This is a genomic window from Thermoactinospora rubra (assembly GCF_002093975.1).
Lineage (GTDB): Bacteria > Actinomycetota > Actinomycetes > Streptosporangiales > Streptosporangiaceae > Nonomuraea > Nonomuraea rubra_A.
Genome location: NZ_KZ084326.1, coordinates 119,854 through 145,579, shown reverse-complemented (window position 1 = coordinate 145,579; position 25,726 = coordinate 119,854). Strand labels below are relative to the sequence as shown.

Sequence of the window (25,726 nt, the reverse complement as noted above, 5' to 3'; positions counted from 1 at the left end):
AGCACACACCGCACCCGGCGGCTACTTTGCACGGCCACGGACAGGCTTCTTGCGGTTCGTGGTTGGACGCCGTCGTCCGCATGCCGGGCTGATCCGGTGCTGACTCTCGGATGACCTCAATCTGACTGAAGTGATTGACTCTTCTCTGGTCAACTGTCAGGCTCGCTGTGTGCAAGTTCACGCACACCCAGAGCAGTGGAGGCCATCATGGCGCTACGGTTCATCGGCATCGACAACACCAGCGAGCACGGCGGATGCCCCTCCGTCTGGGTCGACGACATGGACGGCAGTATCGTGATCCAGGGAATCGTCGTCACCGACCCCGACATGGTGAATCAAGTTGCCGCACGCAGCCCGCTCGCACCCGGCGAAATGATCGTTAGGCTTCCAGCACACATGCGCGGCTACCTCCTGGAGGCATGTTGTGAACGAGACCCCGACGTTGGATGAATTGCTGAAGCGCTGTGTGCGCTCAGCAATGCACCTGGAGATGCGGGATACCTACGGCTACTCAAGCCCCGGCTACCGCGCATGGCGAGATGGCGTCCCCTTCGACCGCACGGCCTTCGACGCGCCGTGGGTCAACCTGATCAAGGAGACGGTGAGCAGGGGCGTTGTCGTACGCCGCGCCCGCATCGTTTCAGAACCCATCAGCGACTACATTCGCTACGAGCACTACGCGACGCCATTCGCGAACCTCGCGGGAGGCGAGATGGTTCGTTGGCTGCCTCGCCAGAAGGCCTCAGACCTGGCCCTGCCCGGCAACGACTTCTGGTTGTTTGACGGTCGGCTCGTACGCTTCGGGTTTCACTCCGGCGACGGAGAGGCAACCGGCAGTGAGGACTCGGAGAACCCGGCCGTGGTGAAACTGTGCGCCTCAGCCTTTGAGGCTGTGTGGGAACGCGCGATCGACCATGCGGAGTATCGGCCCGCCTGAGCGTCCCGACGTGTCGACATCGCCGTCCTCCAGCGCGCACGAAGCCCGCCTGGCCGTAGGCAAGCGTCTCCGAGAGATCCTGCGAGACTCGGGAATGACAGCCAGGGCGCTCGCCCAGGCGGCTGGTTGGGATGAGTCCAAGTGCTCCCGTCTCATCCACGGCCGGACGCTGCCATCCGATCAGGACATTCGCATCTGGTGCCGGATCTGCGGAGCCGAGGACGAGATTCCCGATCTCATCGCGGCAAGCCGTGACGCCGACAGCATGTACGTGGAATGGCGTCGCTTGCAGCGTAGCGGCATGAAACGCCTGCAGGAAACCAGGGTTTCGCTGTACGAGCAGACCCGGCTCTTTCGTTTCTACTGTTCACAGTTCATGCCTTGGCCACTTCAGACACCCGGCTATATGCGGGCTGTCTTGTCGGCTTTCGCCGAGTTCCACGACGCTCCTCGCGACATCGACGAGGCGATCGCCGCCCGCGCCGCGCGATTGCGTTTGTTGTATGAGGGAGATCACCGCTTCGCCATTGTCATGGAGGAGTCCGTCCTTCACGATCGGGTCGCTGACGATGACGTCATGGCCGGGCAACTCGGCCAGCTCCTGGAGGGCATGTCTCTTCCGTCCGTGTCTCTCGGAATCATCCCTGCCGACACTCGGCGCAGGCTGTGGACTATGGAGACTTTCTCCATCTACGACGACAAGCGCGTATTCGTGGAACTGCTCACGGCGGGAGTGACGGTCACTCAGCCACGCGAGATCGCACTGTATATCAAGGGCTTCGCCGAACTGGCGTCTCATGCGGTGTACGGCAACAAGGCACGCGCACTGATCGCGGCGGCGTTGGCTTCTCTGGGCTGAGCGCGCAAGTTCATACAAGTTCGTTGAGGCCAGGACACGCCCTCTCCTACCGTCGAGGCATGGCGACCGGACAGACGGCATCACAGCAGGTAGACAGCGACGAGCCCCTCTCCGACCGCGTGGCCGGCCAGGCCGAGGCGACGTTAGACGTGGTGCGGGAGCTGCTGAGAGCTCGCGGGTTCCTGACGTGTCGGGTGTCACGAATCGGCCTGTGTCTCGACGGCCGGCGCGGCACCTTCGGCGTCGTCCGGCGTAAGGCTCCCGAACTCCTCGTGTATGCGCCTCATGGCGCGAAGGTGGCCGAGGTGACCGTTGGAGCCCGGTCGGGCGCGTATCTGGTGTCGGTGGCGGGCAACGCTGCCAATGCTCACCCGGTGCCCGCCGACCAGCCCGACCTGGTCGCGAGGCTGCTGTCTGATCCGTCGGTGGTAGACGAGCGATGACGTCGGCCGAGCTTGACGAGAAGTACGGGCGGGTCTGGGAGTTCTTCCCGCGCATGGCCTCGGGGTAGCCGCCGTACGGCGGCAGCGGTCCCTGACCGATGAGGACTACCGGCGCGGCACGGTTCTGGTGCTGCTGGCCGGTGACCTGGCCGGGCTGGTCCCGCAGCTGGAGCGGCAGGCGCGCCTGTAGATGCGCCTGCCGCTGCCCACAGGCGCACGGCCGGCGGTGAAGGCGTGGTCGAGGGGAACCCCGGCTGTCGGCCGTGCCACCACCTCGGGCCACCCCCGGCCCGAGCGAGAAAGGAGGGCACCCCCAGATGGACCTGTATGCGAGGGATCTCGGCCCGCTGGCCTTCCGCCGCCTGTGCGGCGGCAACCAGCAGGAAGAGGAGATGGAGTCCTGCGTGGAGATCGCGCCGATTCCCGGTGAGGTCGACGCCTTCGCCCTGCGCGACTCCAAGAACCCCCAGGCCGGGACGCTCCGGTTCACCGGTGACGAGCTGCGCGCCGCCGGGATGAGGACCATCTAGGAACCGCCACCCGAAGACGGCCCCTGCCCGCCGGAATCCGGCAGGGGCCGTCCCCTTCCGCGACGATACGGACCTGCACGGGGGCATGATGCACTGGCACGCCTACACCTGGACCGGCCACGGCCCCGACCTCAAGCGCGAGGCCGAACGCCGCCCGGACTCACCCGACTTCGCCACCTCGCCGCTGCCGCCCATGCGCACCGGGGACTGGCTGGCCAAGCCCCCTCACCGCATCGCCGAGACGTTCGACGACGCGACCAAGGCGGTGGAGTGGATGGCCGGGGAGTACAGGCCGCTGCGCCCGCAGAGCGACACCATCCCCCTGGGGCATCGGCTGGCCGTGGCCGCCGATCTGCTGCCGCGCGGGGTGGATGTGCAGTGGGGCGAATGGCTCCATGGTGGCCGCTTCATCACCATCGGCATGATCTGCTGCCCAAACCTGCACGTCGATTATCCTTGCCCCTACCGCGGTTGATCGAGCTGTGGCCAACCCTGCCGACAACCGGGGGAGCTCGAGGGGGGCCGGAAGGCCCCCTCGACCCGGGGGCGTGGGGGGGGCCGAAGGACTCCCCCCACAAAACACAGCCTGAGCCTCGACAAGCGCGAAGCGCCGATGAGGCGAAGCCCATGCCCTTGAAGCCCGCTCCCAAGCCGCTTCACCACCCGTGTGGAGGCGTCCAACGATGCGCCCTGTTGAAAAGCGGATTCACGCCCAAGAGTGCGAGGCGGTGGGCCGCAGGGCCACGCCGTTCACAGTCCCGAGCCCACATAGCCCCGCACCGAGGTATGGCTCCAGCCTCCATGTCCCGTGACCGGCCGGGCGTCTAAGGTCCCAGGCATGGCGGAGGAGCTGACCGGGCGGACGGCCCTGGTGACGGGGGCAGGCAGCGGGATCGGGCGGGCCTGCGCGCGAAGGCTGGCGGCCGCGGGGGCCAGGGTGCTGGCCGTGGACCGCAACGGGGAGACGGCCGGCAAGGTGGCGGCGGAGACCGGGGGCCTCGCGGTCGTGGCCGACCTGAGCGATCCCGGCTTCGTGGACGCGCTGCCGGACGAGCCGGTGGACATCGTGGTGAACAACGCGGGGTTCCAGCACGTGGCCCCGATCCAGGACTTCCCGCCCGAGGTGTTCCGGGCGATCATGAAGGTGATGGCCGAGGCGCCGTTCCTCATCGCCAGGCGCTACCTGCCGGGCATGTACGGCAGGCGATGGGGCCGGTTCGTGAATATCTCATCGGTGCACGGGCTGCGGGCTTCGCCGTACAAGTCGGCGTATGTCGCGGCGAAGCACGCCCTGGAGGGCCTGTCCAAGGTGATCGCGCTGGAGGGCGCCGAGCACGGCGTGACCTCGACGTGCGTGTGCCCCGGCTACGTGCGGACCGAGCTGGTGGAGAGCCAGATCGACGACCAGGCCAGGGCGCACGGCATCGCGCGGGAGCGGGTCGTCGAGGACATCATGCTCAGGCCCGCGGCCATCAAGCGGCTCATCGAGCCGGAGGAGGTGGCCGAGCTGGTCGCGTACCTGTGCGGGCCGCGGGGCGACTTCATCACCGGCGTGTCGCTGCCGATGGACGGCGGTTGGACCGCCCGCTAGCGCCGTCCACGGCGGGCGAGAGCAGAATGAACAGCATGCGCGTCTTCCTCGAACTGCTCGCCCGCGAAGCCTCCGCGGTGGAGTTCGAGGGGCCCATCATCGAGGCGCGGGCCGCCGGACGCGGCCCCCGGGAGATCGCCGAGCTGGAGCAGGCCAAGGTCGAGGCGCTGAAGGTCAGGCAGCTGCTCAGGCGGCGGGCCAGGCGCGAGGCGGAGCTGTCGGCGCTGTACGACACGGCCGGCGACCTGGCCGGGCTGCGCGACCTGGACGCGGTGCTGGAGGCGATCGTGCACCGGGCCAGGCAGCTGCTGGGCACCGACACCGCCTACATGACGCTGCACGACCCCGACCGGGGCGACACCTACATGCGGGTCACGGACGGGTCGGTGTCGGCCGCGTTCCAGAACCTGCGGCTGGACATGGGCGCGGGGCTGGGCGGCCTCGTGGCGCAGACGGCCAGGCCGTACTCCACCGCCGACTACTTCGCCGACGCCAGGTTCCGGCACAAGACGCACATCGACAGCGCCGTGAAGGAAGAGGGCCTGGTCGCGATCCTGGGTGTGCCGCTCAAGCTGGGCCAGCGCGTGATCGGCGTGCTGTTCGCGGCCAACCGCAGCGCGCGGCCGTTCCTGCAGGAGGAGGTCGCGCTGCTGTCGAGCCTGGCGGCGCACGCCGCGGTGGCGATCGACAACGCCCGGCTGCTGCAGGAGACGCGCAACGCGCTGGAGGAGCTGTCCACGGCCCACAAGCGGCTCAGGGAGCACGGCGAGGCGGTCGAGAGGGCCGCGCAGGCGCACGACCGGATGATGCAGCTCGTCCTGCAGGGCCGCGGCATCGAGGACATCGCCGCCGTCGTGGGCGGCAGGCTGACGGTCCTGGACGGCCTGGGCAAGCCGCTCACGGGCGACCTCCACGAGCCCGATCCCGGCCTGTTCGAGGCGGCGCAGGCCTCCCGGGCGCTGGGCCGGACGGTACGGCGGGGCAACCAGCTCATCGCCTCGGTGGACGTCGGCGGCGAGCCGCTGTGCACGCTCATCCAGGAGCACGTGCGCGACGACGGCACCCGGCGGGAGGCGCCGGAGAGCGACGAGCGCATCCTGGAGCGGGCGGCGCTGGCGTGTGCCCTGCTGCTGCTGTTCAAGCGCAGCGTGGCCGAGGCGGAGGGCCGGGTGCGCGGCGAGCTGCTCGACGACCTGATCGCCCGCCCGCACGACGAGGGGCTGACCGAGCGGGCCAGGCGGCTGGGCGTGGACCTGGACGAGCCGCACACGGTCGTCGTGGCCAAGCATCGCGGGCAGCGGGAGCGGGCGGCGTTCTGGGCGTCGTCGCAGGCGGCGCTGGCGCACGGGCTGGCGGCGAGCCGGCCGGAGGAGGTCGTGCTGCTGCTCCCCGGGCAGCAGGACGCCAGGCGCGTGGCGAGGGAGCTGAGCGCCTCCCTGGGCGCGCCGGCGACCGCGGGCGCCGCGGGGCCGGTGACGGCGGCTGCGCAGGTGCGGGCGGCCTACCACGAGGCGCAGCGGTGCGCGGACGCCCTCGTGGCGCTGGGCCGGACGGGCGACGGGGCGAGCGCCGGGGAGCTGGGGTTCGTCGGGCTGCTCATCGGCCAGGATCGCGACATTTCGGGGTTCGTCCGCAGCGCTCTCGGCTCGGTCGTCGACTACGACGCCAGGCGCGGGACCAACCTCGTCGGCACGCTGGCCGCCTACTTCCGCTCGGGCGGCTCGCCGAGCCGTACCGCCGAGGCCATGCACATCCACGTCAACACGGTCTCCCAGCGGCTGGAGCGCATCGCGAGCCTGCTCGGCGAGGACTGGCAGGAGCCGGAGCGGGCGCTGGAGATCCAGCTGGCGCTGCGCCTGCACAGGCTCAGCTCATGACAGGGCACATAAGCCACCGCCCGAGTGTGGGGTCCGCGCCCATAGGAGTGACCGAGATCACTCCTTAGCGTGAACTCACTCCCCACGTCAGGAATGGTGTGAAATGTCCATCAAGAAGATCGTAGGCGCGAGCCTCATCGGCACCACGATCGAGTGGTACGACTTCTTCCTGTACGGCTCGGCCGCCGCGCTGGTGTTCAACAAGCTCTTCTTCCCCGACTCCGATCCGCTCACCGGCACGCTGCTGGCCTTCCTCACCTACGCGGTGGGCTTCGTGGCCCGCCCGCTGGGCGGCCTGGTCTTCGGCCACTTCGGCGACCGGGTCGGCCGCAAGACCCTGCTCGTCTTCAGCCTGCTGCTGATGGGCCTCGCGACGTTCCTGATCGGCTGCCTGCCCACGCACGCCGCCATCGGCAGCGCCGCGCCGCTGCTGCTGACCGCGCTCCGCCTCGTCCAGGGCTTCGCGCTGGGCGGCGAGTGGGGCGGCGCGGTCCTGATCGTCTCCGAGCACGGCGACTCCAGCCGCCGCGGCTTCTGGGCCTCCTGGCCGCAGGCCGGCGCCCCGGCCGGCAACCTGCTGGCGACCGCGGTGCTGGCGCTGCTGGCCGCGGTGCAGTCCGACGAGACGTTCCTGAGCTGGGGCTGGCGCGTGCCGTTCCTGCTGTCGGGCGTCCTGGTCTTCATCGGCCTGTGGATCCGGCTGACGATCGCCGAGTCGCCGGTGTTCCTGCAGGCTCCGCCGGAGGACAAGGCCCCGATCGTCAGCGTGCTGAAGCGTCACAAGAAGGACGTGCTGATCGCCATCGGCGCCCGGATGGCCGAGAACATCTCGTTCTACCTGATCACCGTCTTCGTGATCACCTACGCCACGTCGGCGGCCGAGCTGTCGCGGCAGGTCGTCCTCAACGCGGTCCTCATCGCGAGCGCCATCCACTTCTTCACCATCCCCCTGTGGGGCGCGCTGTCGGACCGGGTCGGCCGCCGTCCCGTCTACATCGCCGGCAGCATCGGCGTCGGCGTGTGGATCTTCGCGTTCTTCCCGCTCATCGACACGGGCAACTTCCTGGCCATCACCCTGGCCGTCACGGTCGGCCTGCTGTTCCACGGCATGATGTACGGCCCGCAGGCGGCCTTCTTCTCCGAGCTGTTCGGCACGAGGATGCGCTACACCGGCATGTCGATCGGCGCCCAGCTGTCGGCGATCGTGGCCGGCGCGCTGGCCCCGAGCATCGCGACGGCGCTGCTCCAGCGGTACGACAGCAGCCTGCCGATCGCCCTCTACCTGGCCCTGGCGGCCCTGATCACCCTCGGCTCGGTCTACGCCGCCCGCGAGACCCAGGGCCGCGACCTCAGCGAAAGGGTCCAGGTATGAGCGTCGTGTTCGTCCACGGCAACGTCTCCTCCGGCGCCTTCTGGGACGACGTGGTCAAGGAGTTCCCCGGCGCCAAGGCGGTGGACCTGCGCGGGTTCGGCTCGGCCGCGCCAAGGCCGGTGGACGCGACGCGGGGCCTGCGCGACTTCGCCGACGACCTGCGCGAGGCGGTCGACGAGCCGGTCCACCTGGTGGGCTGGAGCATGGGCGGGGGCGTGGTCATGCAGTTCCTGCGCGACCACCCCGGCCTGGTCAGGAGCCTCACGCTGGTCAACCCGGTCTCGCCGTACGGCTTCGGCGGCACCACGGGCGAGGACGGCAGGCTCACCCATCCCGACGGCGCCGGGTCGGGCGCGGGCACGGCCAACCCCGAGTTCGTGGCCGCGATCGGCAAGGGCGACCGGGAGAAGATGCGCGAGGTGTTCCGCTTCGCCTACGTCAAGCACCCCGTCGAGAACGAGGACCGCTACCTCGACTCCATGCTCACCACGGTCACCGGCGAGGACAACTACCCGGGCGACGCCAGGCCCTCGGACCACTGGCCGGGCACCGCGCCCGGCACGCGCGGCGTGCTCAACGCGCTGGCGCCGATCCACTTCCGGCTCGACGACCTGCACGAGGTCGACCCCAAGCCGCCGATCCTGTGGATCAGGGGCGCCGACGACGTGATCGTCTCCGACGCCTCGATGTTCGACCTGGCCCACCTGGGCGCGATCGGCGCGGTGCCCGGCTGGGACGGCACGCCCGCGCAGCCCATGATCGCCCAGACCAGGGCGGTCCTGGAGCGCTACGGGAACTACCGCGAGGCCGTCATCGAGGACTGCGGCCACAGCCCGCACATCGAGCGGCCGCAGGAGTTCCTGCGCCTGCTGCGGGAGCACGTCGCATGAAGCTCGCCCTCGTGCTCGTCGCGAGCCTGCTGACGGCGCCCGCGAGCCAGGAGCCGGCCGTCCCCGGCGCCGAGCACGTCGTCAGCGCCCGCCTCGCCGACCTCACCACCGCCGGGACGGTCACGACCGGCCACACCGACCCGGCCGACTGGGCGGGCCTGCACGCCAAGGCCACGGTCAACCCGACCGGGGTGCCCGGCATCCAGCTCGACGGCTACTTCCCCGACACCTCCGCCTTCAACACCACGCACGGCTGGAACCACGACTCCCAGTTCGTGATCCGCCTGCCCGACAAGTGGAACGGCGGCCTGGTCGTCTCGGGCACGCCCGGCAACCGCGAGCAGTACGCCAACGACTACACGATCTCCGACTGGGTGCTGGCCAAGGGCTATGCGTTCGCCGCCACCGACAAGGGCAACGTCGGCCTGAACTTCCACCAGGACGGCCGCCGTCCCGGCGACGCGATCGCCGAGTGGAACCACCGCCTCACGCAGCTGACCGTGGCCGCCAAGGCCGTGGTCAGGCAGAGGTACGGCAGGGCGCCCAGGACGACGATCGCGGCGGGCATCTCCAACGGCGGCTACCTGGTGCGCTGGCAGCTGGAGAACCGCGGCTGGCTGTATGACGGCGGCGTGGACTGGGAGGGCACGCTCTGGCGGACCAAGGGCGACAACCTGCTGGAGTTCCTGCCCCAGGCGTTGAAGACCTCGCCGGAGGCGGCGGGCTTCCCGCCGGAGTCGGAGTTCCTGTGGCCGTTCCACCGCCAGCACTACTGGGAGCTCACCACCCGGCTCTACCAGCAGGAGCTCGACCCCTCCTACACCGGCGCCCCGGCCGACTACGACTACGGCGAGCGCAGGCCGTACGCCGCGGTGGCGAAGATCGCGCTCACCGGCCGGATCACCAAGCCGCTGGTCACGCTGCACGGGACGCTGGACGCGCTGCTGCCGATCTCGCGCAGCTCCGACGTCTACGCCGAGATGGTGGGGCCGCACCGGCCCTTCCGCTACCACCGGGTGGCGGGCGGCAACCACCTGGACTCGCTCGTCGACGTGTACCCCGACCGGCTGCGGCCGATCCTGCCGGAGTTCCGCGCCGCGTTCGAGGAGCTGGAGGACTGGATCAGTCCTTGAGATAGCGGTTCGTGCCCGCCCGTGCCAGCCGCGCCAGGTGGCGCGCCCCCGGCACGTGGCGGGCCAGCCACGACAGCGCGGGGTCGGGCTCGTCGGGCGCGCGCCGCTCGGGGTCGATCTCGGCGGCCGGGCGCACCAGGACCGTGCCGCCCCGCATCTCCAGGCCGAAGCGCAGCCCGACCTCGGCGTCCTCGGTGCGCAGCGAGGCCAGCCAGGCGCCGGGGCCGAGCGTGTCGCGGCCGGGCAGCACCCGCTTGACCGGCACCTTGGCGACCAGCTGCCCGGCCAGCCGGCCGGGCACGCCCGGCTCCACCAGGGCGGGCGCGGAGACCTCGCGCGGCCGGCCCGTGGTGTTGCGCAGCACCAGCTCCAGCGGCGGGCCGCCGCTCGGCGGCACGTACGGCACGGGCACCACGACGTAGAGGTGGTCGTCCTGCCTGGTGATGCTCGCCCCGGGCGAGACCAGCGCGATCGACTCGGGGAACGAGCGCGGCTCCACCGCCAGGCACAGCTCGCCCGCGTCGCTCCAGCAGGGCACGAGCAGCCGCTGCCGCGGGGTCTGGGCCAGCACGCCAAGGCAGTTCAGCGGGCCCTCGGGCCGTGCCACGCGCGTCCTGGCGGAGTAGACGGGCCCCGACATGCAGACGTGGACCTCCCAATGGCCCGACATGAGCGGCTCGCCGAGGGCGGCGGTCGCCACGTCCACGCGGGCCTCCCCCGCCAGCCGCAGGCGCTGGCCCTCGCGCTCGACCCCGTGGCGCACCGGCACCGGGTAGGAGACGCCGGTCTCCTCGTGCCGCAGGTACAGCTCCAACCCGGCGTGGCGGAGCTCGGCGGTGACGTCGCCGACGCTCGCCGGCACGCCGGCGCCGTCCAGCGACACGGGCAGGCGCCACAGCAGCCGGCCGCCGTCCTCGCGGAAGCGCAGGGGCTGGTTGCCGCAGAACAGCTCCCCGGCCAGCCGCAGCGCCAGGACCTCGCGGTCCCATCGCACCTCGCGCAGGTCGACGCGAACCACGGTACGGCGTGCGGCGTTGGCGAAGCTCACCAGCTGGTCCAGCCTGCCGCCGCGCAGCAGCCACGCGACGGCCCGCAGGTGGCCGGGCAGGAGCTCGTCCAGCCGCTCGGGGAAGCGCTCGGCCAGCAGCTCCCGGTGGACGCTGTAGAGCGTGCCGCGGTCCAGGGACGAGGAGGCGAACCTGGCGCTGAGGAACGGCCGCAGCACGGTGGTGCGCAGCCAGTGGGCGTACATGCGGTCGCGCTGGCGGACGTCGGTGTGCACGTCGACGAAGTCCAGCAGCGCCCGCAGCTCGGCGGCGACGGCGTTCGGGTCCTCCTGCTGCTCGGGCCGCGGCCCCAGGCGGCAGCAGACCGGGCGGGCCAGCACCGCGATCACCTTGGCCAGCAGGTAGGCGCGCACCGAGAACGCCTGCTCGGCCACCTCGCCTCCCGGGACGGCGAAGCCCAGCCGGTGCTGCTCCAGGAACTCCCGGCGCAGGAGCTTGTGCGGGGTGAGCAGGCCGAGCAGCCGGTCGGCCAGGACGTCGGCACGCGCCCGGTCGGCCTCGAAGGCCGGCAGCGGGACGCCGTCGTCGCGCACCAGGTGGCCGACCAGCACGTCGGCCTCGGTCTCCACCGCCCGCTCGTACATGCGCTCCAGCGCGTCGCGTTCGAGCCGGTCGGTCTGGTCCATCAGGTACACGTACTCGCCGGTCGCGCTGGCCAGCCCCACGTTCCTGCCCCGCATCGGCGATCCGGTGTGCGGCAGGCGCAGCACCCGGACGTTGTCGCGCGCCGACGCCACCGCGTCGAGGCGTCCGGCGATGCCGTCGGTGGAGCCGTCGTCGACGAAGATCACCTCGTAGTCGTCGATCGACTGCTCCAGCACCGAGCGGATGCAGGCGTCGGCGCCGTCCCCCGGGTTGTGGATACCGACGATCACGCTGACCTTCACACCCATGTGCCAAGCCTGCGACGCCGCTTCAAGCCGGACGCGCAGGCTTGCCGAGAACGGGAGGAGAGCGGAAGGTGTCAGTACCAGCCCTTGGCCTGGGAGTGGCCCCAGGCGGCGCACGGCGTGCCGTACCTGCCCTTGATGTATCCCAGGCCCCACTTGATCTGGGTGGCGGGGTTGGTCTGCCAGTCGGAGCCCGCGCTGGCCATCTTACTGCCGGGCAGGGACTGCGGGATGCCGTAGGCGCCGCTGTAGCGGTTGGCGGCGCGCTCGTTCCAGCCGCTCTCCTTCTGCCACAGCCGCTCCAGGCAGCCCCACTGCTCGGGGCCGAAGCCGAAGGAGGCCAGCATCTCCTTGGCGATGGCCTTGTTGCTGCCCGGGTCGGGGTTGCTGCCCGGAGGGAAGTTCACCGGCGGGAAGCCGTCGCCGCCGGGTGCCTTCTCCTTCACCTCGACCGGGGTGAGGGTCTTGTTGGCGCCCTCCCGCCTGCGCTCCAGCAGGTCCTTCTTGTAGGCCTGCACCGCGGCCGCCTTCAGCTCGTCGTTCTCCGGCTCGGGAATGTAGCCCTGGGCCAGCGCGGTGAACTCCTCGGGCTGGATCGGCCGGGCCGGGGTGCTCGCGTTGTCGAGGGCCGTGTAGACGACGTAGGCGCCTGCGCCGAGGACGAGCAGCACCGAGGCGCCGATGCCCATCGCCTTCTTGGCCGCGGGGGGTTTGGGGCGCTCTTTCAACACGACCCCGAGCTTGCCCTGTGGTGGGGGGTGGTCCGCAACCGGAACTTGAGATTCGGTTGCCTTCACAACGCCTTAGCTGCTGATTGACGTGGGATCTACCCAAACTGTGATTTGCGTCACACCCGCCACATTTGTCCCAATCCGTGGCTGCGCCCCTCGCGCCGCCGTACCGAGGGGACAGCCACGCTTCCACCGTCGCGTGCCTTCTTTGTGGTCCTGTGTGCGACATGTCACGGTTCAATGACAAAACCCGGATATCGTATGGCCGTGGCTGGCATCCTCCTGGTCGAAGACGACCCCTCCGTGCGGACCGCGCTCGAGCTCGCGCTGACCCGGCAGGGGCATTCCGTGACGTCCTACGCCACCGGCGAGGAGGCGCTGGATCACATCCGGTCGCGCCGCCCCGAGATCGCGATCCTCGACGTCATGCTGCCCGGCATCGACGGGGTCGAGGTGTGCCGGCGCATCCGCCGCCTGGACCAGCTGCCGGTGATCCTGCTCACCGCCCGCGGCGACGACCTGGACGTGGTCGTGGGCCTGGAGGCCGGCGCCGACGACTACGTGGTCAAGCCGGTCGAGCCGCGCGTGCTGGACGCCCGCATCCGCGCCGTCCTGCGCCGGGCCGAGTCGGCCGCCTCCGACCGCATCTCCTTCGGCGACCTGACGATCGACCGGGGCGCCCTGAAGGTCACGCTGAACGGCAAGGAGATCCACCTGACGCCCACCGAGCTGCGGCTGCTGCTGGAGCTGGTGCGGCACCCCGGCCAGGTGCTCAACCGCCGGTACCTGCTGCGCGTGGTCTGGGACCACACCCACGCCGCCGACTCGCGCCTGGTGGACGCCTGCGTCCAGCGCGTGCGCGCCAAGATCGAGCCCCGCCCCGCCGAGCCGACCTACATCCACACGGTCCGCGGCTTCGGCTACCGCTTCAGCCCGCCGTGATGCTCAAACCCATCGGCCTGCGGGCCCGGCTGGTCATCACGTTCACCGTCGTGGCGGTGACCGCGTCGGTGCTCGTCGCCGGCATCGGCTTCGAGCTGGCCAAGACCGCGCTGGTCAAGCGCACCGAGGGCACCGCGGTCGAGCTGATGCGCCGCGAGCTGGAGCAGATCACCTTCCCCGTCGGCAGGCTGCGCCCCGGCGAGAGCCAGCCGCTGGACGAGGACCTGCGGGAGCTGGCCAACCGGCTGGACACCCCGGGCAGCCACGCCGTGGTCGTGTACGGCACGCGCGCCTTCAGCGACGACGGGCGGGTGATGACCGAGGACGACCTGCCCCACGAGCTCGTGGCCAGGGCGCAGCGCGGGTTCGCCGCCCAGATCCGGCTCATCCGCGGCCACCTGTGGCTGGTCGTCGGCACCGAGGTGCTCCGCAGCAACGAGTACGGCGTGCCGGAGCTCACCGGCCTGCAGGCGTTCACCTTCCAGCCGCTCGACGACGACCAGCAGCAGCTCGACTCGCTGCGCCGGGCCCTCATGCAGGCCGGCGCCATCACCCTGCTGATCGCGCTGAGCGTCGCGCTGGCCTCGGCCCGGCGCGTGCTGCTGCCCGTGCGCCGGCTCAGCGCCGCCGCCGAGGCGCTCGGCAAGGGCCGCCTGGACACCCGGCTGCCGGTGCGCGGGCGGGACGAGCTGGCCGAGCTGACGGCCAGGTTCAACGACGCCGCGGCCGCCCTGGAGGCCAGCGTCACCGAGCTGCGCACCCTGGAGGCCATGTCCCGCCGCTTCGTGGCCGACGTCTCCCACGAGCTGCGCACGCCGCTGACCGCGATGACGGCCGTCGCCGACATGCTCTCCGACGAGGCAGAACGGCTGCCCAGGGCGCCCGCGGAGGCCGTACGGCTGGTGCTGCGCGAGGTCAGCCGGCTACGCGAGCTGGTCGACCACCTCATCGAGGTCAGCCGCTTCGACGCGGGCACCGCCACGCTCCACCTGGAGGCGGTGACCGTGGCCGACGCGGTCCGCGACTCGCTGGAGGTGCGCGGCTGGAGCGACCAGGTGGAGGTCGACGTCCCGCCCGGCCTGTCGTTCAACCTGGACCCCCGGCGCTTCGACGTCATCGTGGCCAACCTCGTCGGCAACGCGCTCAAGCACGGCCTGCCGCCCGTGGTGGTCAGCGCGCGGGCCACGCAGCAGGGGCTGGAGGTGCGGGTGCGCGACCACGGCCCCGGCATCCCGCTCAAGGCGCTGCCCCACGTCTTCGACCGGTTCTACAAGGCCGAGACCGGACGCGCCCGCAGCCACGGCAGCGGGCTGGGGCTCGCCATCGCCCGCGAGAACGCCAAGCTGCACGGCGGCACCATCCTGGTACGGCGGGAGCAGCCCGGCACGCTGTTCACGGTGAGGTTCCCCCCGGCATGACGAGCGCGACCAGGCGATTGTGCGCCTTCCTGCTGGCCCTGCTCGTGGCCGGGTGCGGCATCGAGCCGGGCGGCGTCACCGAGCTCGGCGACCGCCCGCCGTACGCCGTCATCCCGGCCCCGGCCAACAGCCTCGTGCTGCACCGGGACGGCAAGCCGTACATCGCCCCGATCAGGCTGCGGGAGAACTCCTTCCGCAGCCTGTTCGAGGCGCTGTTCCGCGAGGACCGCGGCACCCAGCTGCGCGGCGTGGGCTACCGCGGCGCCCTGGAGCTGCAGGTGCCCTACACCCGCCGCGACCCCGACATGCGGCCGACGACGCTCCAGGTGTACCTCGACTACCGCGGCAGGCTGGGGCACAGGGCCCTCGTCGAGATCGTGTGCACGGCGCTGCGCAACTACGACGACTACCAGAGGGTGGAGATCTGGCGTGAGGCCGATCGCGTGCGGCAGGGGAGCTACCGCTGCACTCCCGGCCTCGAGGTCGTCAAAGAGTGATGTCCTCCAGCATCTCGGTCACCAGCGCGGCGATCGGCGAGCGCTCCGACCTGGTCAGCGTGATGTGCGCGAACAGCGGGTGGCCCTTCAGCTTCTCCACCACCGCCACCACGCCGTCGTGCCTGCCCACCCGCAGGTTGTCGCGCTGGGCGATGTCGTGGGTGAGCACCACCCGCGAGTTGGCGCCGATGCGGCTCAGCACCGTCAGCAGCACCCCGCGCTCCAGCGACTGGGCCTCGTCCACGATGACGAACGCGTCGTGGAGCGAGCGGCCGCGGATGTGGGTCAGCGGCAGCACCTCGAGCATGCCGCGGTCGAGCACCTCCTCGATCACCTCCGGCGAGGTGACCGCGCCCAGCGTGTCGTAGACCGCCTGCGCCCAGGGGCCCATCTTCTCGCCCTCGGTGCCGGGCAGGTAGCCGAGCTCCTGGCCGCCGACCGCGTACAGCGGGCGGAAGACGATGACCTTGCGGTGCTGGCGGCGCTCCAGCACCGCCTCCAGGCCCGCGCACAGCGCCAGCGCCGACTTGCCGGTGCCGGCCCGGCCGCCCAGCGACACGATGCCGATCTCGGGATCCATCAGCAGGTCGAGCGCGATGCGCTGCTCGGCGGAGCGGCCGTGGACGCCGAACACCTCCCGGTCGCCCCGCACCAGCTTGACCGACTTGTCCGGCAGCACGCGGCCCAGCGCCGACCCCTTGGCCGACAGCAGCCGCAGGCCGGTGTGCGTGGGCAGCTCCCGCGCCTCCTCCAGGTCGGCCGTGCCGCTCTCGAAGAGCGCCTGCACGTCGTCGCTGGTGACCTGGATCTCGGCCATGCCCGTCCAGCCGGACTCCATGACCAGCTCCGCGCGGTACTCCTCGGCGGCCAGCCCGATCGAGGCCGCCTTGACGCGCATCGGCAGGTCCTTGGAGACCAGCACCACGTCGCACCCCTCGGCGGCCAGCGAGCGCGCCACCGTCAGGATGCGGGTGTCGTTGTCGCCCAGGCGGAACCCCGACGGCAGCACCGACGGGTCGCTGTGGTTGAGCTCCACGCGGATCGTGCCCTCCCCGACGGGGATGGGCTCGTCCAGCCTGCCGTACCGCAGGCGCAGGTCATCCAGGTAGCGCAGGGCCTTGCGGGCGAAGTAGCCGAGTTCGGGATGGTGCCTTTTGCCCTCCAACTCCGTGATCACCACGATCGGTAGGACCACGTCGTGCTCGGCGAAGCGAGTCATCGCCGCCGGATCGGCCAGGAGGACGGAGGTGTCCAGCACGTAGGTGCGCTTGGACCGAGGGTTCGCTGCCACGCATTCTCCCCCGGGCGCCCGTAGGGATGGGCGCCCTGCAATCGAGGCGAAAAGCCGGGAATCGGACCGGACCGTGCCTCCCGCCTGCCTGCGCCGAGGCGCCGGGTGCCGGCCCCCCTCAGCAGGACGATGCGCAAAGGCGGGCCCTCTCCGTAGCGCCCGGCCTGTGGCCGGACGCTTCCAACGCTAGGTCCTGAATACCCAGTTTCAGGCGCCGTAACGCCGGTGCCTCGCGGCGTAGTCGCGCAGCGCTCGCAGGAAATCAACCTTCCTGAAGTCGGGCCAGTAGGCCTCGTGGAAGTAGAACTCCGAGTGGGCGCTCTGCCACAGCAAAAAGCCGGACAACCGCTGCTCTCCGCTGGTGCGGATGAGCAAGTCGGGGTCCGGCTGACCGCGAGTGTAGAGATGCTCCGCGATGTGCTCCACATCGAGAACCTCGACGAGGTCCTCGATGGTCGCCCCCTTGCTGGCGTGCTCCTGCAGGAGTGAGCGCACCGCATCGGCAATCTCACGCCTTCCACCATACCCAACCGCAACGTTCACAATCAGCCCTGGACGGTCTGATGTGGCCTCTTTCGCGGTTTTCAGGACATTCGCCGTCCTGGCCGGCAGCAGGTCGAGCGCCCCCACGGGGCTGATGCGCCACCCCTCCTCGACGAGCTCCTGCACCACGTCCTCGATGATCCGCAGCAGCGCGTCGAGCTCCTCCTTCGGGCGGTTGAGGTTGTCGCTGGAGAGCATCCAGACGGTGACCACCTCCACGCCCGCCTCGCTGCACCAGGTGAGCAGGTCGGAGATCTTGTCGGCACCCTTGCGGTGCCCGCGGCTGACGTCGTCCAGGCCCATCGCCCTGGCCCAGCGGCGGTTGCCGTCGATGATCACGCCCACGTGCCGCGGGATGCTGTCTTTGGACAGCTTGGCCTCGAGCCGGCGCTCATACAGCCGGTAGACCAGATCGCGCAGGCCCACGGAGCCCTCCCGGGGAGTCGTCTTGCCTCAACAGGCAATTATCGCCGCCTTCCGCGGCATCCTGTCCCCCTCGGGCGGGTAATCTCCGGCCGCTGGCGCCTTCAGCCGCCGTAACCGCGGCTTGCCCGGGTGGCTCGGCCGGCCGGATCAGCTCGGCTGGCCGGATCAGCTCGGCCAGGCGGCCCTCGCGAGATCCTTACCGCCGAGGCACAGCTCGGCCTCCTCGACGAGGCCGCTGAGGAAGGCCGACAGCTCGGCGGAGGTCAGCACGGCCCGCATGCCGGCGCCATGCGGGCCCCAGGCCTCCAGATAGGCCCTGCGGGTCAGCCGCCACTCCCCCGCCGGGACCCACACGGGGATCGTGCGCAGATGGCATCGCAGCTCGCCACCGCCCATGCGGCCCGAGCGGCTGCGGTAGCGCAAGCAGAACAGCTCGCCGTCGGAGCCCTCCTCGGGGAACCTGTCGTCCGGGTCCGGCCAGGTCCCGTGCCTGCGCGCGTCCTCGACGCCGCGTGCCAGGCGCGCGAGGAACCAGCCGCACCGCTCCCCCACCGTCCCGTACGGCGAGCCGTCCCTGCTGAGCTCGAGGGTGACCTCGTACGGCACGCCGACGCTGTCCAGGCATGCCACGGGCGTCACGGTCAGATATGACCCGTCGACGCACCGGAGTCCTCCCACGTCATTGAAGGTTTCCTGGTTTTTCCCAGCTAAACCGACATAACCCCCAGTTGCCACCCTTGCGGCGCGCCGTACCCTCGCCCTCACCGCCCCCAGCGCGCCCGCCAGCGGCCCAGCGCCGCCCGCCACCCGCGCGGAGCGGGCGCGTCCGGCATCCGGCCCTGGGCCTGCAGCCAGGCGGCGAAGTCGGCGGCGTCGGCGCGGTAGCCGGCGGGCGGGGTGGCGCGGGAGGCGGCGTAGGCGGCGAAGTCGGCGGCGAAGGTGGGACCGGCGGCCGCGGCCGCGTCGGGCCGCAGGCGCGCGACCACGGCGCGCCGCTTGGCGATCAGGCTGGCCGCCTGGACGCGAAGGCGCTCGGCGTCGAAGCCCTCGGGAGCCTCGGCACCCGCCACGAGGGCCGCCACCAGCCGCGCCTGCGCCTCCGCCAGGCGGCGCCTGGCCGCCTCGTCACGCTCCACCGGCGACGACCTCCCTGACCCGCGCCAGCTGGCCGGCCAGGACCGCGTCGCCGGGGTAGTCGTCGTCCCACTCCAGCAGCACCCCGGGCGGCGTCACCCGCGCGCACAGCTCGCCCAGCAGCTCCAGCACCTCGGGCGGCACCGCGGCGGTGTGCGTGTCGTGCCAGATCCCGCCGTGCTCGTGCCCGCCGGCCACGTGGACGTACGCCAGGTGCTCCAGCGGCAGCCGGTCGAGCGCCGCCACGGCCGGCAGCCCGAGGTTGACCTGGTTCGTGTACAGGTTCGCCACGTCCACCAGCAGCAGCACGCCGGTCCGCTCGACCAGCTCGCCCAGGAACTCCGCGTCGGTCAGCTCGTCGTCCGGCCAGCCGAAGAGCGCGGCGACGTTCTCCAGCGCGAGCGGCACCGGCAGCTGCTCCTGGGCACGGCGGACGTTCTCGGTGACGACGTCCAGCGCCTCCCGGGTGCGCGGCACGGGCAGCAGGTGGCCCGCCTCGACGCCGCCGCCCCTGACGAACGCCAGGTGCTCGCTCACCAGCGGCGCCTCCAGCGCCCGCGCGCAGGCCGCCAGCCGGGCCAGGCGCTCGGGCGAGGGCAGGTCGGCGCCGCCGATCCCCAGGCTCACCCCGTGCGGGATCACCGGCATCCCGCGGGAGCGCAGCACGCGCAGGGACTCGGGCAGCCGGTCCGGCCTGACGTTCTCCGCGATGACCTCGACGAAGTCGACGCCCGCCATGCGCTCGACGGTCAGGTCGATCTCCGGGCGCCAGCCGATGCCGATGCCCAGCCGCGGCACGGTCCCGACGGCTCCCATGGCTCAGCCACCGCCGCCACCACAGCCACCGCCGCCACCGCAGCTGCTCCCGCCAGAACCGCTGCTGCAGCCGCCCCCGCCGCAGCTACTGGTGCCGCAACTGCGGGCCAAGGCTCCACGTGTGCGGGCCACGGATCTGCGGGCCCTCTTACGGGTCCTGAGCGCCCTGCGCAGCTCCCTGTCCCGCAGGCCGTTCGCGCCGTGGAGCGCCACGCGCTCCTCCTCGGACAGGTGGCGGCCTTTGCCGCGCATGAGCATGCGCAGCTCGTCGCGGCCCAGCCAGCTCAGCTCGCTCCGCAACGCCCTGCCGTACCGCAGTGAGCTGCGCGTCCCGAGGAGGGCCACACCCCAGCCGATCACCGCCGTGGCCAGCGAGTCGACGGCCGACGTCACCAGGCCGGCGACGAGGGCCACCGAGAACGCGACGGCGAACGCGGCGACGGTCGCCGTCACGGCGACCAGCGCCGCCCACGCCCTGCGCGCCGGTTCGAGGGCGCCGTCGGGGACGAGCAGGCCGTGCCCGATCAGCTGGTGGCGCAGCCTCTGCACCGCGGGTCCCGCGGCCACCTCGCGGGTGACCTGCGCCACCGGCCTGCCCCCGGGCACGGCGGCGACGGCGTCGATGACGGCCTGCCGGACGGGATCATCGCAGGCCGCGCCCGCCACGGGGTGGAGGATGCCCGAGCGTTCGGCACGCACCAGCCCGCTCCGTGTGGCCAGCACGACGGCCGTCGTGGCCACATGGTCGGGTCCGCCCACGAGGCAGGCGATCTCGTACGGCCCGAGCCGGTCGCCGTGCCAGGAATTGGGCACCGAGCGGCCCCGACGCTGCCGGCGCCGGCACGCGCCGGCGGCGTAGGCGTAGCCGGCGATGATCGACACGTCGATCGCCAATAACGCCAGATCCATGCAGACCCCCCGTAAGGCGCGTTTCCCCAGCGATTGTCGCCCAGCCGCGCCTTCCCGGGAAGCCCCGTTATCGGAGCCGGTCGAGCAGGGCTTCGTACTCCTCCCACAGCTCCTTGGGCAGGCGGTCGCCGAACTTCTCGAAGTGCGGCGGGATCTGCTTGGCCTCCTCGCGCCAGACCTCCTTGTCGACGCTCAGCAGCGTGCGCAGGTCCTCCTCGGAGATCTCCAGTCCCTCGGTGTCGAGCTCCTTCGGCACCAGGCCGATCGGGGTGGGCACGGCCGAGGCCTCGCCGTTGAGCCGGTCGACGATCCACTTCAGCACGCGGCTGTTCTCGCCGAAGCCCGGCCACAGGAACCGGCCGCCGTCATCCTTGCGGAACCAGTTGACGTAGTAGATGCGCGGCAGCTTGGCGCCTTCGCGCTTGCCGATCCTCAGCCAGTGGGCGAAGTAGTCGCCCATGTTGTAGCCGCAGAACGGCAGCATCGCGAACGGGTCGTGGCGCAGCTCGCCGACCTTGCCCTCGGCGGCGGCGGTCTTCTCGGAGGCGACGTTGGCTCCGAGGAAGACGCCGTGCTGCCAGCTCAGCGACTCGGTGACCAGCGGCACCGCGGTGGCGCGGCGCCCGCCGAACAGGATCGCCGAGATGGGCACGCCCTTGGGGTCCTGCCACTCCGGCGCGATGGTCGGGCACTGGGCGGCGGGCGTGGTGAAGCGGGCGTTGGGGTGGGCGGCGGGCTCGTCGCTGCCGGGCGTCCAGTCGCGGCCCTTCCAGTCGGTCAGGTGCGCGGGCGGCTTGTCGGTCAGCCCCTCCCACCACACGTCGCCGTCGTCGGTGAGGGCGACGTTGGTGAAGATGCTGTTGCCCCACAGCGTCTTGATGGCGTTGGCGTTGGTGATCTCGCCGGTGCCCGGCGCGACGCCGAAGAAGCCCGCCTCCGGGTTGATGGCGTACAGCCGGCCGTCCTCGCCGAAGCGCATCCAGGCGATGTCGTCGCCGACCGTCTCGACCTTCCAGCCGGGGATGGTCGGCTGCAGCATGGCGAGGTTGGTCTTGCCGCAGGCGCTGGGGAAGGCGGCGGCGATGTAGCGCGGCTCGCCGTCCGGCGGGGTGAGCTTGAGGATGAGCATGTGCTCGGCCAGCCAGCCCTCGTCGCGGGCCATGACGCTGGCGATGCGCAGCGCGTAGCACTTCTTGCCGAGCAGCGCGTTGCCGCCGTAACCGGAGCCGAACGACCAGATCTCGCGCGTCTCGGGGAAGTGGCTGATGTACTTGGTCTGGTTGCACGGCCAGGGCACGTCCTGCCGGCCGGGCTCCAGCGGCGCGCCGACCGAGTGGACGCACTTGACGAACTGGCCGCGCTCCTCGATCAGGCGCAGCGCCCGCTCGCCCATCCGTGTCATGATCCGCATGGAGACCACCACGTACGGCGAGTCGGTGATCTCCACGCCCAGCTGGGAGATCTCACCGCCCAGCGGGCCCATGCAGAACGGCACCACGTACATGGTGCGACCGCGCATACAGCCCTTGAACAGCTTGGCGAAGGTCGCGCGCATCTCGTCGGGGGCGATCCAGTTGTTGGTCGGCCCCGCGTCCTCTTCCCGCTCCGAGCAGATGAAGGTGCGATCCTCCACCCGAGCCACGTCGCTGGGGTCCGACTTGGCGTAGAAGCTGTTGGGCCGTTTCGCCAGGCGGGTGAAGGTGCCCTGGTCCACCAGCAGGTTCGTCAGGCGAGTCCACTCGGCCTCCGAACCGTCGCACCACTCGATCCGGTCGGGCTGGGTCAGGGCTGCGATCTCGTTCACCCACGCGACCAATTCGGCGTTGGACGTGGGCGCTTTTGCTTCGACGGTAACGGACACGGTGGCGGCTCCTCCACTCTCTCAGGCGAAGACATCATCGGCGACGAATGCCGCGAAAGGCCAATTGGCGTAGACCTGTGATTGGCCTTCGTACGGCTGTCGCCGCAGGTGACGGGGGGAGCCTACCCAGAAAGCGGCGTTTCAATAAAAGCGCTCGCGAACTGGTTTAGACCGTGGAGGATGGTCTAAACCAATATGCCGAGAGGTCTATTCCATTTTTCTTGTGCCCAGCAGGGCTTTTTCACGTCGCGACGTCGGGTCCAGCAGCGCGAACGCGGTCCACATGCTGCAACGCCTCGCGCAGCTCGGCGAGCCAGGTGTCGGTGTGCTTGCCGACGAGACGCACGCACCAGGCCAGCGCGTCGCTGCGGCTGCGGGCCACCCCGGCGGCCACGAGCGTGTCGAGCACCTGCCGCTCGGGCTGCCTGAGCCGGGTCATGACGGGGACCGACAGTGTGGTGAACATCACGGTCTCGCCGCCGCAGGTGACGCCCCAGGCGACCTTGCGCCGGAACTTGCGCTCGGCCTCTCGGGCGATCTCGATGCGCCGCTCCCTCGTCTCCTCACGGAAGCGGCGGATCAGCCCGTCGATCTGCGCCGCCTTCTCCACCTCCGACTCGGTGGACGGCTCGGGCAGCGTGCCGACGACGGCGATCTCCTCGCGGTCCACGACGATCTCGACCGGCCCGGCGAACCAGCCTTCCGGCAGCCGGCCGGTGAACCAGCCGCGGAGCTGTGCGATCGTTTCTTCGCTTTCCATGTAATTATGATTACACACGTTAGGGCGGAATGACACCTGGCCCTCTGACGTACGGCGTGGAGGCACAACCAATCCGTGCGTACGTCAAGTACCTGACGTACGCTATGAACATGAGCGTTCACTTCGACAGCTATACCGAAGCCCGTGCCCACCTCAAGGATCTGCTGGATGCGGCGACAAGAGGCCGGGTCGCGACGATCCGCCGCGACGGCGATCGCGTGACGCTGGTCGACGCCGAGCGGCTCCGGTACTACCTGTCGCGAGTGGTTCCCTACCGGGCCGAAGTCGTGGCGGAGGACGGCGGCTGGTCCGTCTTCATCCCCGGTGTTCCGGTCTCAGCGGACGCGAGCACGTTCGACGGGGCTATCGAGGAAATGGTCCGCGCATTGCGGGAGTACGCGGAGGACTGGGAGGACCACCTGCTCGATGCCGCCAACCACCAGGAGAACTGGGGGCTGGTGCAGCTCATCGCCTTGAGCGATGACGAGCAACTGGCCGCCTGGGTGCGGGGCGAGGCGCGATGAGCTGGCCGGCGGCAACGCGGGAGGACCACGAACGCTTCTGCAAGACGGAAGGCTGGGTTCGGGTACGTGACGCCCGAGGCCGGACTGGAACGCACCATGTCACCTATGAGCTGCGTCTCCCCGATGGCCGGATCCTGCGAACGCGTATCTCGCACCCCCCGGATCGGACGACGTATGGCCCGCGCCTGTGGTCTCACATCCTGCGTGATCAGCTGGACGTCACCGAGGAGCAGTTCTGGCGCTGCGTCAAGGAGGGGGTGACACCACCACGTGGCGTGCCGCCGATCCCGCCCGACGCGCTGCCGGCCGACCTCGTCCACCTGCTCATCACACGGGTCGGCCTCAGGGAGGAAGAGATCGCGAAGATGACCAAGGAGGAAGCCGTCGCACGACTACAGCGGTATTGGCTGGGCGACACGTAGGCCACTCTTCACCTGACGCGGGCGGCTACCGGCGGGCTCACCCGCACCACGCCCGCCAGGTTCCGCCTGTTCACCGGCACCAGCTTGACCACGTCGCCGGTACGGGGCGCGTGGAGCATCATCCCGTTGCCCCAATAAATCGCGACATGGGAGATGTATCCGGGGTTCGTCGGGTCGTGCCGCCAGAACAGCAGGTCTCCCGGTTGCGCCTGCGACAAAGGCACCTGCGGCCCCGTCACCCACTGCTGGTGCGTGACGCGCGGCATCCGCACCCCCGCCTGCGCGTACGCCCACTGCACCAGCCCCGAGCAGTCGAAGGTGTCCGGCCCCTCGGCCCCCCACACGTACGGCCGGCCCAGCTTGCTGATGGCCGCCTTGAGCGCCGTGGTGAGCTGTTCGGCGGTCATGAAGGACCCGCCGCGGAAGACGGTGGCCGGAGGCGTGACCGGGTTGACGGTCGCGATCTGCGTGCCCTTGGGTAACACCTTGAGCAGCTTGGCGCGCAGCTCCGCCGACACCGCCCCCGGCGCGCTGACGATCAGCGCGTTGTCCCTGGGGAACCCCAGCTCACGCGCGGTCTGCCGGGACACCAGCGCGTCGACGGCCCCTAACCCCGTGGTGGCGTAGGCCCCCACCCGCAGGGGTCCCCGCGGCCCGGTCACCTGCCGGCCGAGCGTGAGCCCGCCGTCGTTGCCCAGCACGAAGGAGACCGCCAGGTCGCCGGCGGCCAGGTTCGCCCACAGCCCGTCGGCCGCGGCCGTCACCTTCGGCGTCCAGGCCCGGAACGTCGAGGGGTCGACGCCGAGCGTCTGCACCCGCTTGCCGTCGATCGACACCACGGCCGCGTCGGCGAGTTCGAGCGCGCGCACGCCGCGCTGCCGGGCGACCTTCCGCAGCAGGGCCGTGGTGAACGGCTTGCGCGTGACGACGAAGAGGTTCGGCTCGCGCAGCTCCCCCAGGGGCGCGACCTGCGGCGTCCCCCGGGTCTCCGCGACCAGGCTGGGCTCGTGCGCCCTCGGCCCTGCGGAGCGCGGCGCGGGCTCCGGCTCGGTCCTGCCGTACAGCAGGAAGAGGTCGGCGGTCAGGACCGCGACGAGCAGCGCCGCGACGAGGGGGACGAGCCGGGCCTGCCGTCCCGCCACGAGGAAGGCGAGGTCGGCCAGGACGCCATGGGAGGCCCGGCCACCGCGGGAAGCCCAGTCGCCATGCGAAGCCCAGTCGCCGTGCGAAGCCCAGTCGTCACGGGAAGCCCACTCGCCGTGCGAAGGGCGAGAAAAGTCCGCCGGGCCAGAGCCGGCCCGGCGGAACGGATCAACACCACGGTTCAATTGCCCACGTACGGCACGGCCTCGAGGATCTCGACGGTGTTCTGGCGCCCGTTGGGCAGGGAGTACGTCGCCTTCTCGCCCACCTTCTTGCCGTTGATGGCGGCCCCCAGCGGGGACTTGGGCGAGTACACGTCGATCGGGGCGCCGCTCTCCTCCCGTGAGGCGAGCAGGAAGGTGACCTCCTCGTCGTCGCCCTCGAAGCGGATGGTGACGGTCATGCCGGGGCCCACCACGCCCTCGGTGGTGGGAGCCTCGCCGACCTTGGCGTTGTCGAGGATCTGACGCAGGTGGAAGATCCGGGCTTCCATCTTGCCCTGCTCGTCCTTGGCGGCGTGGTATCCGCCGTTCTCGCGCAGGTCACCCTCCTCGCGGGCGGCCTCGATCTTCTTCGCGATGTCGACGCGCCCGGGGCCCGAGAGATATTCGTACTCCGCCTTCAGGCGGTCGTACGCCTCCTGCGTCAGCCAGGTGACGTTCTCATCCCGAGAGTCGGCCACGGGTTCTCCTTGCTTGCCTAGGGTGCCCTTGTCGTTGG

Annotated in this window: 28 protein-coding genes; 16 read left to right on the top strand and 12 right to left on the bottom strand. The window is 70.8% G+C overall.

Annotation, left to right across the window (positions count from 1 at the left end):
- Positions 1-207: 207 nt before the first annotated feature.
- The 11 genes from BSB02_RS04970 to BSB02_RS04920 all read left to right on the top strand — a co-directional run bounded on the left by BSB02_RS04970 (position 208) and on the right by BSB02_RS04920 (position 9,632).
- Positions 208-450, top strand: a complete 243-nt coding sequence (locus BSB02_RS04970; RefSeq protein WP_084957246.1) for a hypothetical protein — start codon at positions 208-210, stop codon at positions 448-450.
- The gene (locus tag BSB02_RS04965) at positions 425-937 is read left to right on the top strand and encodes a DUF6879 family protein (RefSeq protein ID WP_240506190.1); all 513 of its coding nucleotides are present in this window, start codon (positions 425-427) and stop codon (positions 935-937) included. Before BSB02_RS04970 ends, BSB02_RS04965 begins: the two co-directional genes overlap by 26 nt.
- On the top strand, positions 915-1,796 hold the full coding sequence (locus BSB02_RS04960; RefSeq protein ID WP_084957242.1) for a helix-turn-helix domain-containing protein: 882 nt from the start codon (positions 915-917) through the stop codon (positions 1,794-1,796). The genes BSB02_RS04965 and BSB02_RS04960 overlap by 23 nt, the downstream gene beginning before the upstream one ends.
- 59 nt (positions 1,797-1,855) lie before the next feature.
- Positions 1,856-2,239, top strand: coding sequence for a hypothetical protein (locus BSB02_RS04955; RefSeq protein WP_084957240.1), 384 nt, complete (start codon positions 1,856-1,858; stop codon positions 2,237-2,239).
- A 317-nt stretch (positions 2,240-2,556) separates the two neighbouring features.
- Positions 2,557-2,769: a DUF397 domain-containing protein gene (locus BSB02_RS41975; RefSeq protein ID WP_084957238.1), complete on the top strand. Its 213-nt coding sequence runs from the start codon at positions 2,557-2,559 to the stop codon at positions 2,767-2,769.
- Positions 2,770-2,854: 85 nt separating this feature from the next.
- Complete coding sequence (locus tag BSB02_RS04945; protein WP_084957236.1) at positions 2,855-3,244, top strand: hypothetical protein; 390 nt, start codon at positions 2,855-2,857, stop codon at positions 3,242-3,244.
- Between the two features lie 363 nt (positions 3,245-3,607).
- Positions 3,608-4,360, top strand: coding sequence for a 3-hydroxybutyrate dehydrogenase (locus BSB02_RS04940; protein WP_084957234.1), 753 nt, complete (start codon positions 3,608-3,610; stop codon positions 4,358-4,360).
- A gap of 35 nt (positions 4,361-4,395) precedes the next feature.
- Positions 4,396-6,237, top strand: coding sequence for a helix-turn-helix domain-containing protein (locus BSB02_RS04935; RefSeq protein ID WP_240506188.1), 1,842 nt, complete (start codon positions 4,396-4,398; stop codon positions 6,235-6,237).
- 103 nt (positions 6,238-6,340) lie between these two features.
- On the top strand, positions 6,341-7,609 hold the full coding sequence (locus tag BSB02_RS04930; RefSeq protein ID WP_084957229.1) for an MFS transporter: 1,269 nt from the start codon (positions 6,341-6,343) through the stop codon (positions 7,607-7,609).
- A complete protein-coding gene (locus tag BSB02_RS04925; protein ID WP_084957227.1) occupies positions 7,606-8,499 on the top strand; it encodes an alpha/beta fold hydrolase in 894 nt (297 codons plus the stop codon). The genes BSB02_RS04930 and BSB02_RS04925 overlap by 4 nt, the downstream gene beginning before the upstream one ends.
- Positions 8,496-9,632: an alpha/beta hydrolase family protein gene (locus BSB02_RS04920; protein WP_084957225.1), complete on the top strand. Its 1,137-nt coding sequence runs from the start codon at positions 8,496-8,498 to the stop codon at positions 9,630-9,632. The genes BSB02_RS04925 and BSB02_RS04920 overlap by 4 nt, the downstream gene beginning before the upstream one ends.
- Here the strand turns inward: BSB02_RS04920 and BSB02_RS04915 are convergent.
- Both BSB02_RS04915 and BSB02_RS04910 read right to left on the bottom strand, forming a co-directional pair.
- A complete protein-coding gene (locus tag BSB02_RS04915) occupies positions 9,622-11,592 on the bottom strand; it encodes a glycosyltransferase family 2 protein (RefSeq protein ID WP_084957222.1) in 1,971 nt (656 codons plus the stop codon). The two genes, BSB02_RS04920 and BSB02_RS04915, sit on opposite strands and share 11 nt — an antisense overlap.
- 71 nt (positions 11,593-11,663) lie before the next feature.
- Entirely contained in the window at positions 11,664-12,320 is a 657-nt protein-coding gene (locus BSB02_RS04910; RefSeq protein ID WP_240506187.1) for an aggregation-promoting factor C-terminal-like domain-containing protein, read from the bottom strand.
- A 267-nt stretch (positions 12,321-12,587) separates the two neighbouring features.
- Here BSB02_RS04910 and BSB02_RS04905 point away from each other — a divergent pair, with 267 nt between their 5' ends.
- The 3 genes from BSB02_RS04905 to BSB02_RS04895 are packed head-to-tail and all read left to right on the top strand — an operon-like array spanning position 12,588 to position 15,177.
- Positions 12,588-13,262: a response regulator transcription factor gene (locus BSB02_RS04905; protein WP_084957600.1), complete on the top strand. Its 675-nt coding sequence runs from the start codon at positions 12,588-12,590 to the stop codon at positions 13,260-13,262.
- Positions 13,262-14,680 carry a sensor histidine kinase gene (locus BSB02_RS04900; RefSeq protein ID WP_169729352.1) on the top strand — a complete coding sequence of 473 codons (1,419 nt, stop codon included), beginning with the start codon at positions 13,262-13,264 and terminating at the stop codon, positions 14,678-14,680. Before BSB02_RS04905 ends, BSB02_RS04900 begins: the two co-directional genes overlap by 1 nt.
- Positions 14,677-15,177, top strand: coding sequence for a hypothetical protein (locus BSB02_RS04895; protein ID WP_143590240.1), 501 nt, complete (start codon positions 14,677-14,679; stop codon positions 15,175-15,177). Before BSB02_RS04900 ends, BSB02_RS04895 begins: the two co-directional genes overlap by 4 nt.
- Here the strand turns inward: BSB02_RS04895 and BSB02_RS04890 are convergent.
- The 8 genes from BSB02_RS04890 to BSB02_RS04860 form a co-directional block, all read right to left on the bottom strand.
- Positions 15,167-16,435: a PhoH family protein gene (locus tag BSB02_RS04890; protein WP_084957597.1), complete on the bottom strand. Its 1,269-nt coding sequence runs from the start codon at positions 16,433-16,435 to the stop codon at positions 15,167-15,169. The genes BSB02_RS04895 and BSB02_RS04890 overlap by 11 nt on opposite strands.
- Positions 16,436-16,675: 240 nt before the next feature.
- Positions 16,676-17,437 carry an isoprenyl transferase gene (locus BSB02_RS04885; protein WP_084957216.1) on the bottom strand — a complete coding sequence of 254 codons (762 nt, stop codon included), beginning with the start codon at positions 17,435-17,437 and terminating at the stop codon, positions 16,676-16,678.
- Positions 17,438-17,602: 165 nt separating this feature from the next.
- Positions 17,603-18,076 carry a hypothetical protein gene (locus BSB02_RS04880; protein ID WP_240506186.1) on the bottom strand — a complete coding sequence of 158 codons (474 nt, stop codon included), beginning with the start codon at positions 18,074-18,076 and terminating at the stop codon, positions 17,603-17,605.
- 122 nt (positions 18,077-18,198) lie between these two features.
- Positions 18,199-18,573: an SCO6045 C-terminal-like domain-containing protein gene (locus tag BSB02_RS41030; protein ID WP_169729351.1), complete on the bottom strand. Its 375-nt coding sequence runs from the start codon at positions 18,571-18,573 to the stop codon at positions 18,199-18,201.
- The gene (locus BSB02_RS04875; protein ID WP_169729350.1) at positions 18,563-19,387 is read right to left on the bottom strand and encodes an MbnB/TglH/ChrH family RiPP precursor modification enzyme; all 825 of its coding nucleotides are present in this window, start codon (positions 19,385-19,387) and stop codon (positions 18,563-18,565) included. Before BSB02_RS04875 ends, BSB02_RS41030 begins: the two co-directional genes overlap by 11 nt.
- A gap of 3 nt (positions 19,388-19,390) precedes the next feature.
- Positions 19,391-20,296 carry a TIGR04222 domain-containing membrane protein gene (locus BSB02_RS04870; protein WP_084957212.1) on the bottom strand — a complete coding sequence of 302 codons (906 nt, stop codon included), beginning with the start codon at positions 20,294-20,296 and terminating at the stop codon, positions 19,391-19,393.
- 67 nt (positions 20,297-20,363) lie between these two features.
- Entirely contained in the window at positions 20,364-22,157 is a 1,794-nt protein-coding gene (locus tag BSB02_RS04865; RefSeq protein ID WP_084957210.1) for a phosphoenolpyruvate carboxykinase (GTP), read from the bottom strand.
- Positions 22,158-22,398: 241 nt separating this feature from the next.
- Positions 22,399-22,917: a hypothetical protein gene (locus tag BSB02_RS04860; RefSeq protein WP_084957209.1), complete on the bottom strand. Its 519-nt coding sequence runs from the start codon at positions 22,915-22,917 to the stop codon at positions 22,399-22,401.
- Positions 22,918-23,027: 110 nt separating this feature from the next.
- Between BSB02_RS04860 and BSB02_RS04855 the strand changes: the two genes are divergently transcribed.
- Together BSB02_RS04855 and BSB02_RS41970 are read left to right on the top strand one after the other, a co-directional pair.
- Positions 23,028-23,441 carry a prevent-host-death protein gene (locus tag BSB02_RS04855; protein ID WP_084957595.1) on the top strand — a complete coding sequence of 138 codons (414 nt, stop codon included), beginning with the start codon at positions 23,028-23,030 and terminating at the stop codon, positions 23,439-23,441.
- Positions 23,438-23,863 (top strand): cytotoxic translational repressor of toxin-antitoxin stability system, encoded by a 426-nt coding sequence (locus BSB02_RS41970; protein ID WP_084957207.1) that lies wholly within the window; start codon positions 23,438-23,440, stop codon positions 23,861-23,863. The genes BSB02_RS04855 and BSB02_RS41970 overlap by 4 nt, the downstream gene beginning before the upstream one ends.
- 8 nt (positions 23,864-23,871) lie before the next feature.
- On the opposite strand, the gene BSB02_RS41250 is transcribed toward BSB02_RS41970, so the two are convergent.
- Both BSB02_RS41250 and greA read right to left on the bottom strand, forming a co-directional pair.
- Positions 23,872-25,005: a C40 family peptidase gene (locus BSB02_RS41250; protein ID WP_240506185.1), complete on the bottom strand. Its 1,134-nt coding sequence runs from the start codon at positions 25,003-25,005 to the stop codon at positions 23,872-23,874.
- 182 nt (positions 25,006-25,187) lie between these two features.
- Positions 25,188-25,688 (bottom strand): transcription elongation factor GreA, encoded by a 501-nt coding sequence (gene greA, locus BSB02_RS04840; protein WP_084957205.1) that lies wholly within the window; start codon positions 25,686-25,688, stop codon positions 25,188-25,190.
- Between the last annotated feature and the right edge of the window lie 38 nt (positions 25,689-25,726).

Bases quoted from the DNA above. Each gene is read 5' to 3' on its own strand.
- BSB02_RS41970 (WP_084957207.1), top strand. From the start codon at position 23,438: ATGAGCTGGCCGGCGGCAACGCGGGAGGACCACGAACGCTTCTGCAAG.
- BSB02_RS04855 (WP_084957595.1), top strand. From the start codon at position 23,028: ATGAGCGTTCACTTCGACAGCTATACCGAAGCCCGTGCCCACCTCAAG.
- BSB02_RS04940 (WP_084957234.1), top strand. From the start codon at position 3,608: ATGGCGGAGGAGCTGACCGGGCGGACGGCCCTGGTGACGGGGGCAGGC.
- BSB02_RS04870 (WP_084957212.1), bottom strand. From the start codon at position 20,296: ATGGATCTGGCGTTATTGGCGATCGACGTGTCGATCATCGCCGGCTAC.
- BSB02_RS04920 (WP_084957225.1), top strand. From the start codon at position 8,496: ATGAAGCTCGCCCTCGTGCTCGTCGCGAGCCTGCTGACGGCGCCCGCG.
- BSB02_RS04945 (WP_084957236.1), top strand. From the start codon at position 2,855: ATGATGCACTGGCACGCCTACACCTGGACCGGCCACGGCCCCGACCTC.
- BSB02_RS04925 (WP_084957227.1), top strand. From the start codon at position 7,606: ATGAGCGTCGTGTTCGTCCACGGCAACGTCTCCTCCGGCGCCTTCTGG.
- BSB02_RS04895 (WP_143590240.1), top strand. From the start codon at position 14,677: ATGACGAGCGCGACCAGGCGATTGTGCGCCTTCCTGCTGGCCCTGCTC.
- BSB02_RS41975 (WP_084957238.1), top strand. From the start codon at position 2,557: ATGGACCTGTATGCGAGGGATCTCGGCCCGCTGGCCTTCCGCCGCCTG.
- BSB02_RS04930 (WP_084957229.1), top strand. From the start codon at position 6,341: ATGTCCATCAAGAAGATCGTAGGCGCGAGCCTCATCGGCACCACGATC.
- BSB02_RS04955 (WP_084957240.1), top strand. From the start codon at position 1,856: ATGGCGACCGGACAGACGGCATCACAGCAGGTAGACAGCGACGAGCCC.
- BSB02_RS04875 (WP_169729350.1), bottom strand. From the start codon at position 19,387: ATGGGAGCCGTCGGGACCGTGCCGCGGCTGGGCATCGGCATCGGCTGG.
- BSB02_RS04960 (WP_084957242.1), top strand. From the start codon at position 915: ATGCGGAGTATCGGCCCGCCTGAGCGTCCCGACGTGTCGACATCGCCG.
- BSB02_RS04860 (WP_084957209.1), bottom strand. From the start codon at position 22,917: ATGGAAAGCGAAGAAACGATCGCACAGCTCCGCGGCTGGTTCACCGGC.
- BSB02_RS04970 (WP_084957246.1), top strand. From the start codon at position 208: ATGGCGCTACGGTTCATCGGCATCGACAACACCAGCGAGCACGGCGGA.
- BSB02_RS04935 (WP_240506188.1), top strand. From the start codon at position 4,396: ATGCGCGTCTTCCTCGAACTGCTCGCCCGCGAAGCCTCCGCGGTGGAG.
- BSB02_RS04915 (WP_084957222.1), bottom strand. From the start codon at position 11,592: ATGGGTGTGAAGGTCAGCGTGATCGTCGGTATCCACAACCCGGGGGAC.
- BSB02_RS04900 (WP_169729352.1), top strand. From the start codon at position 13,262: ATGCTCAAACCCATCGGCCTGCGGGCCCGGCTGGTCATCACGTTCACC.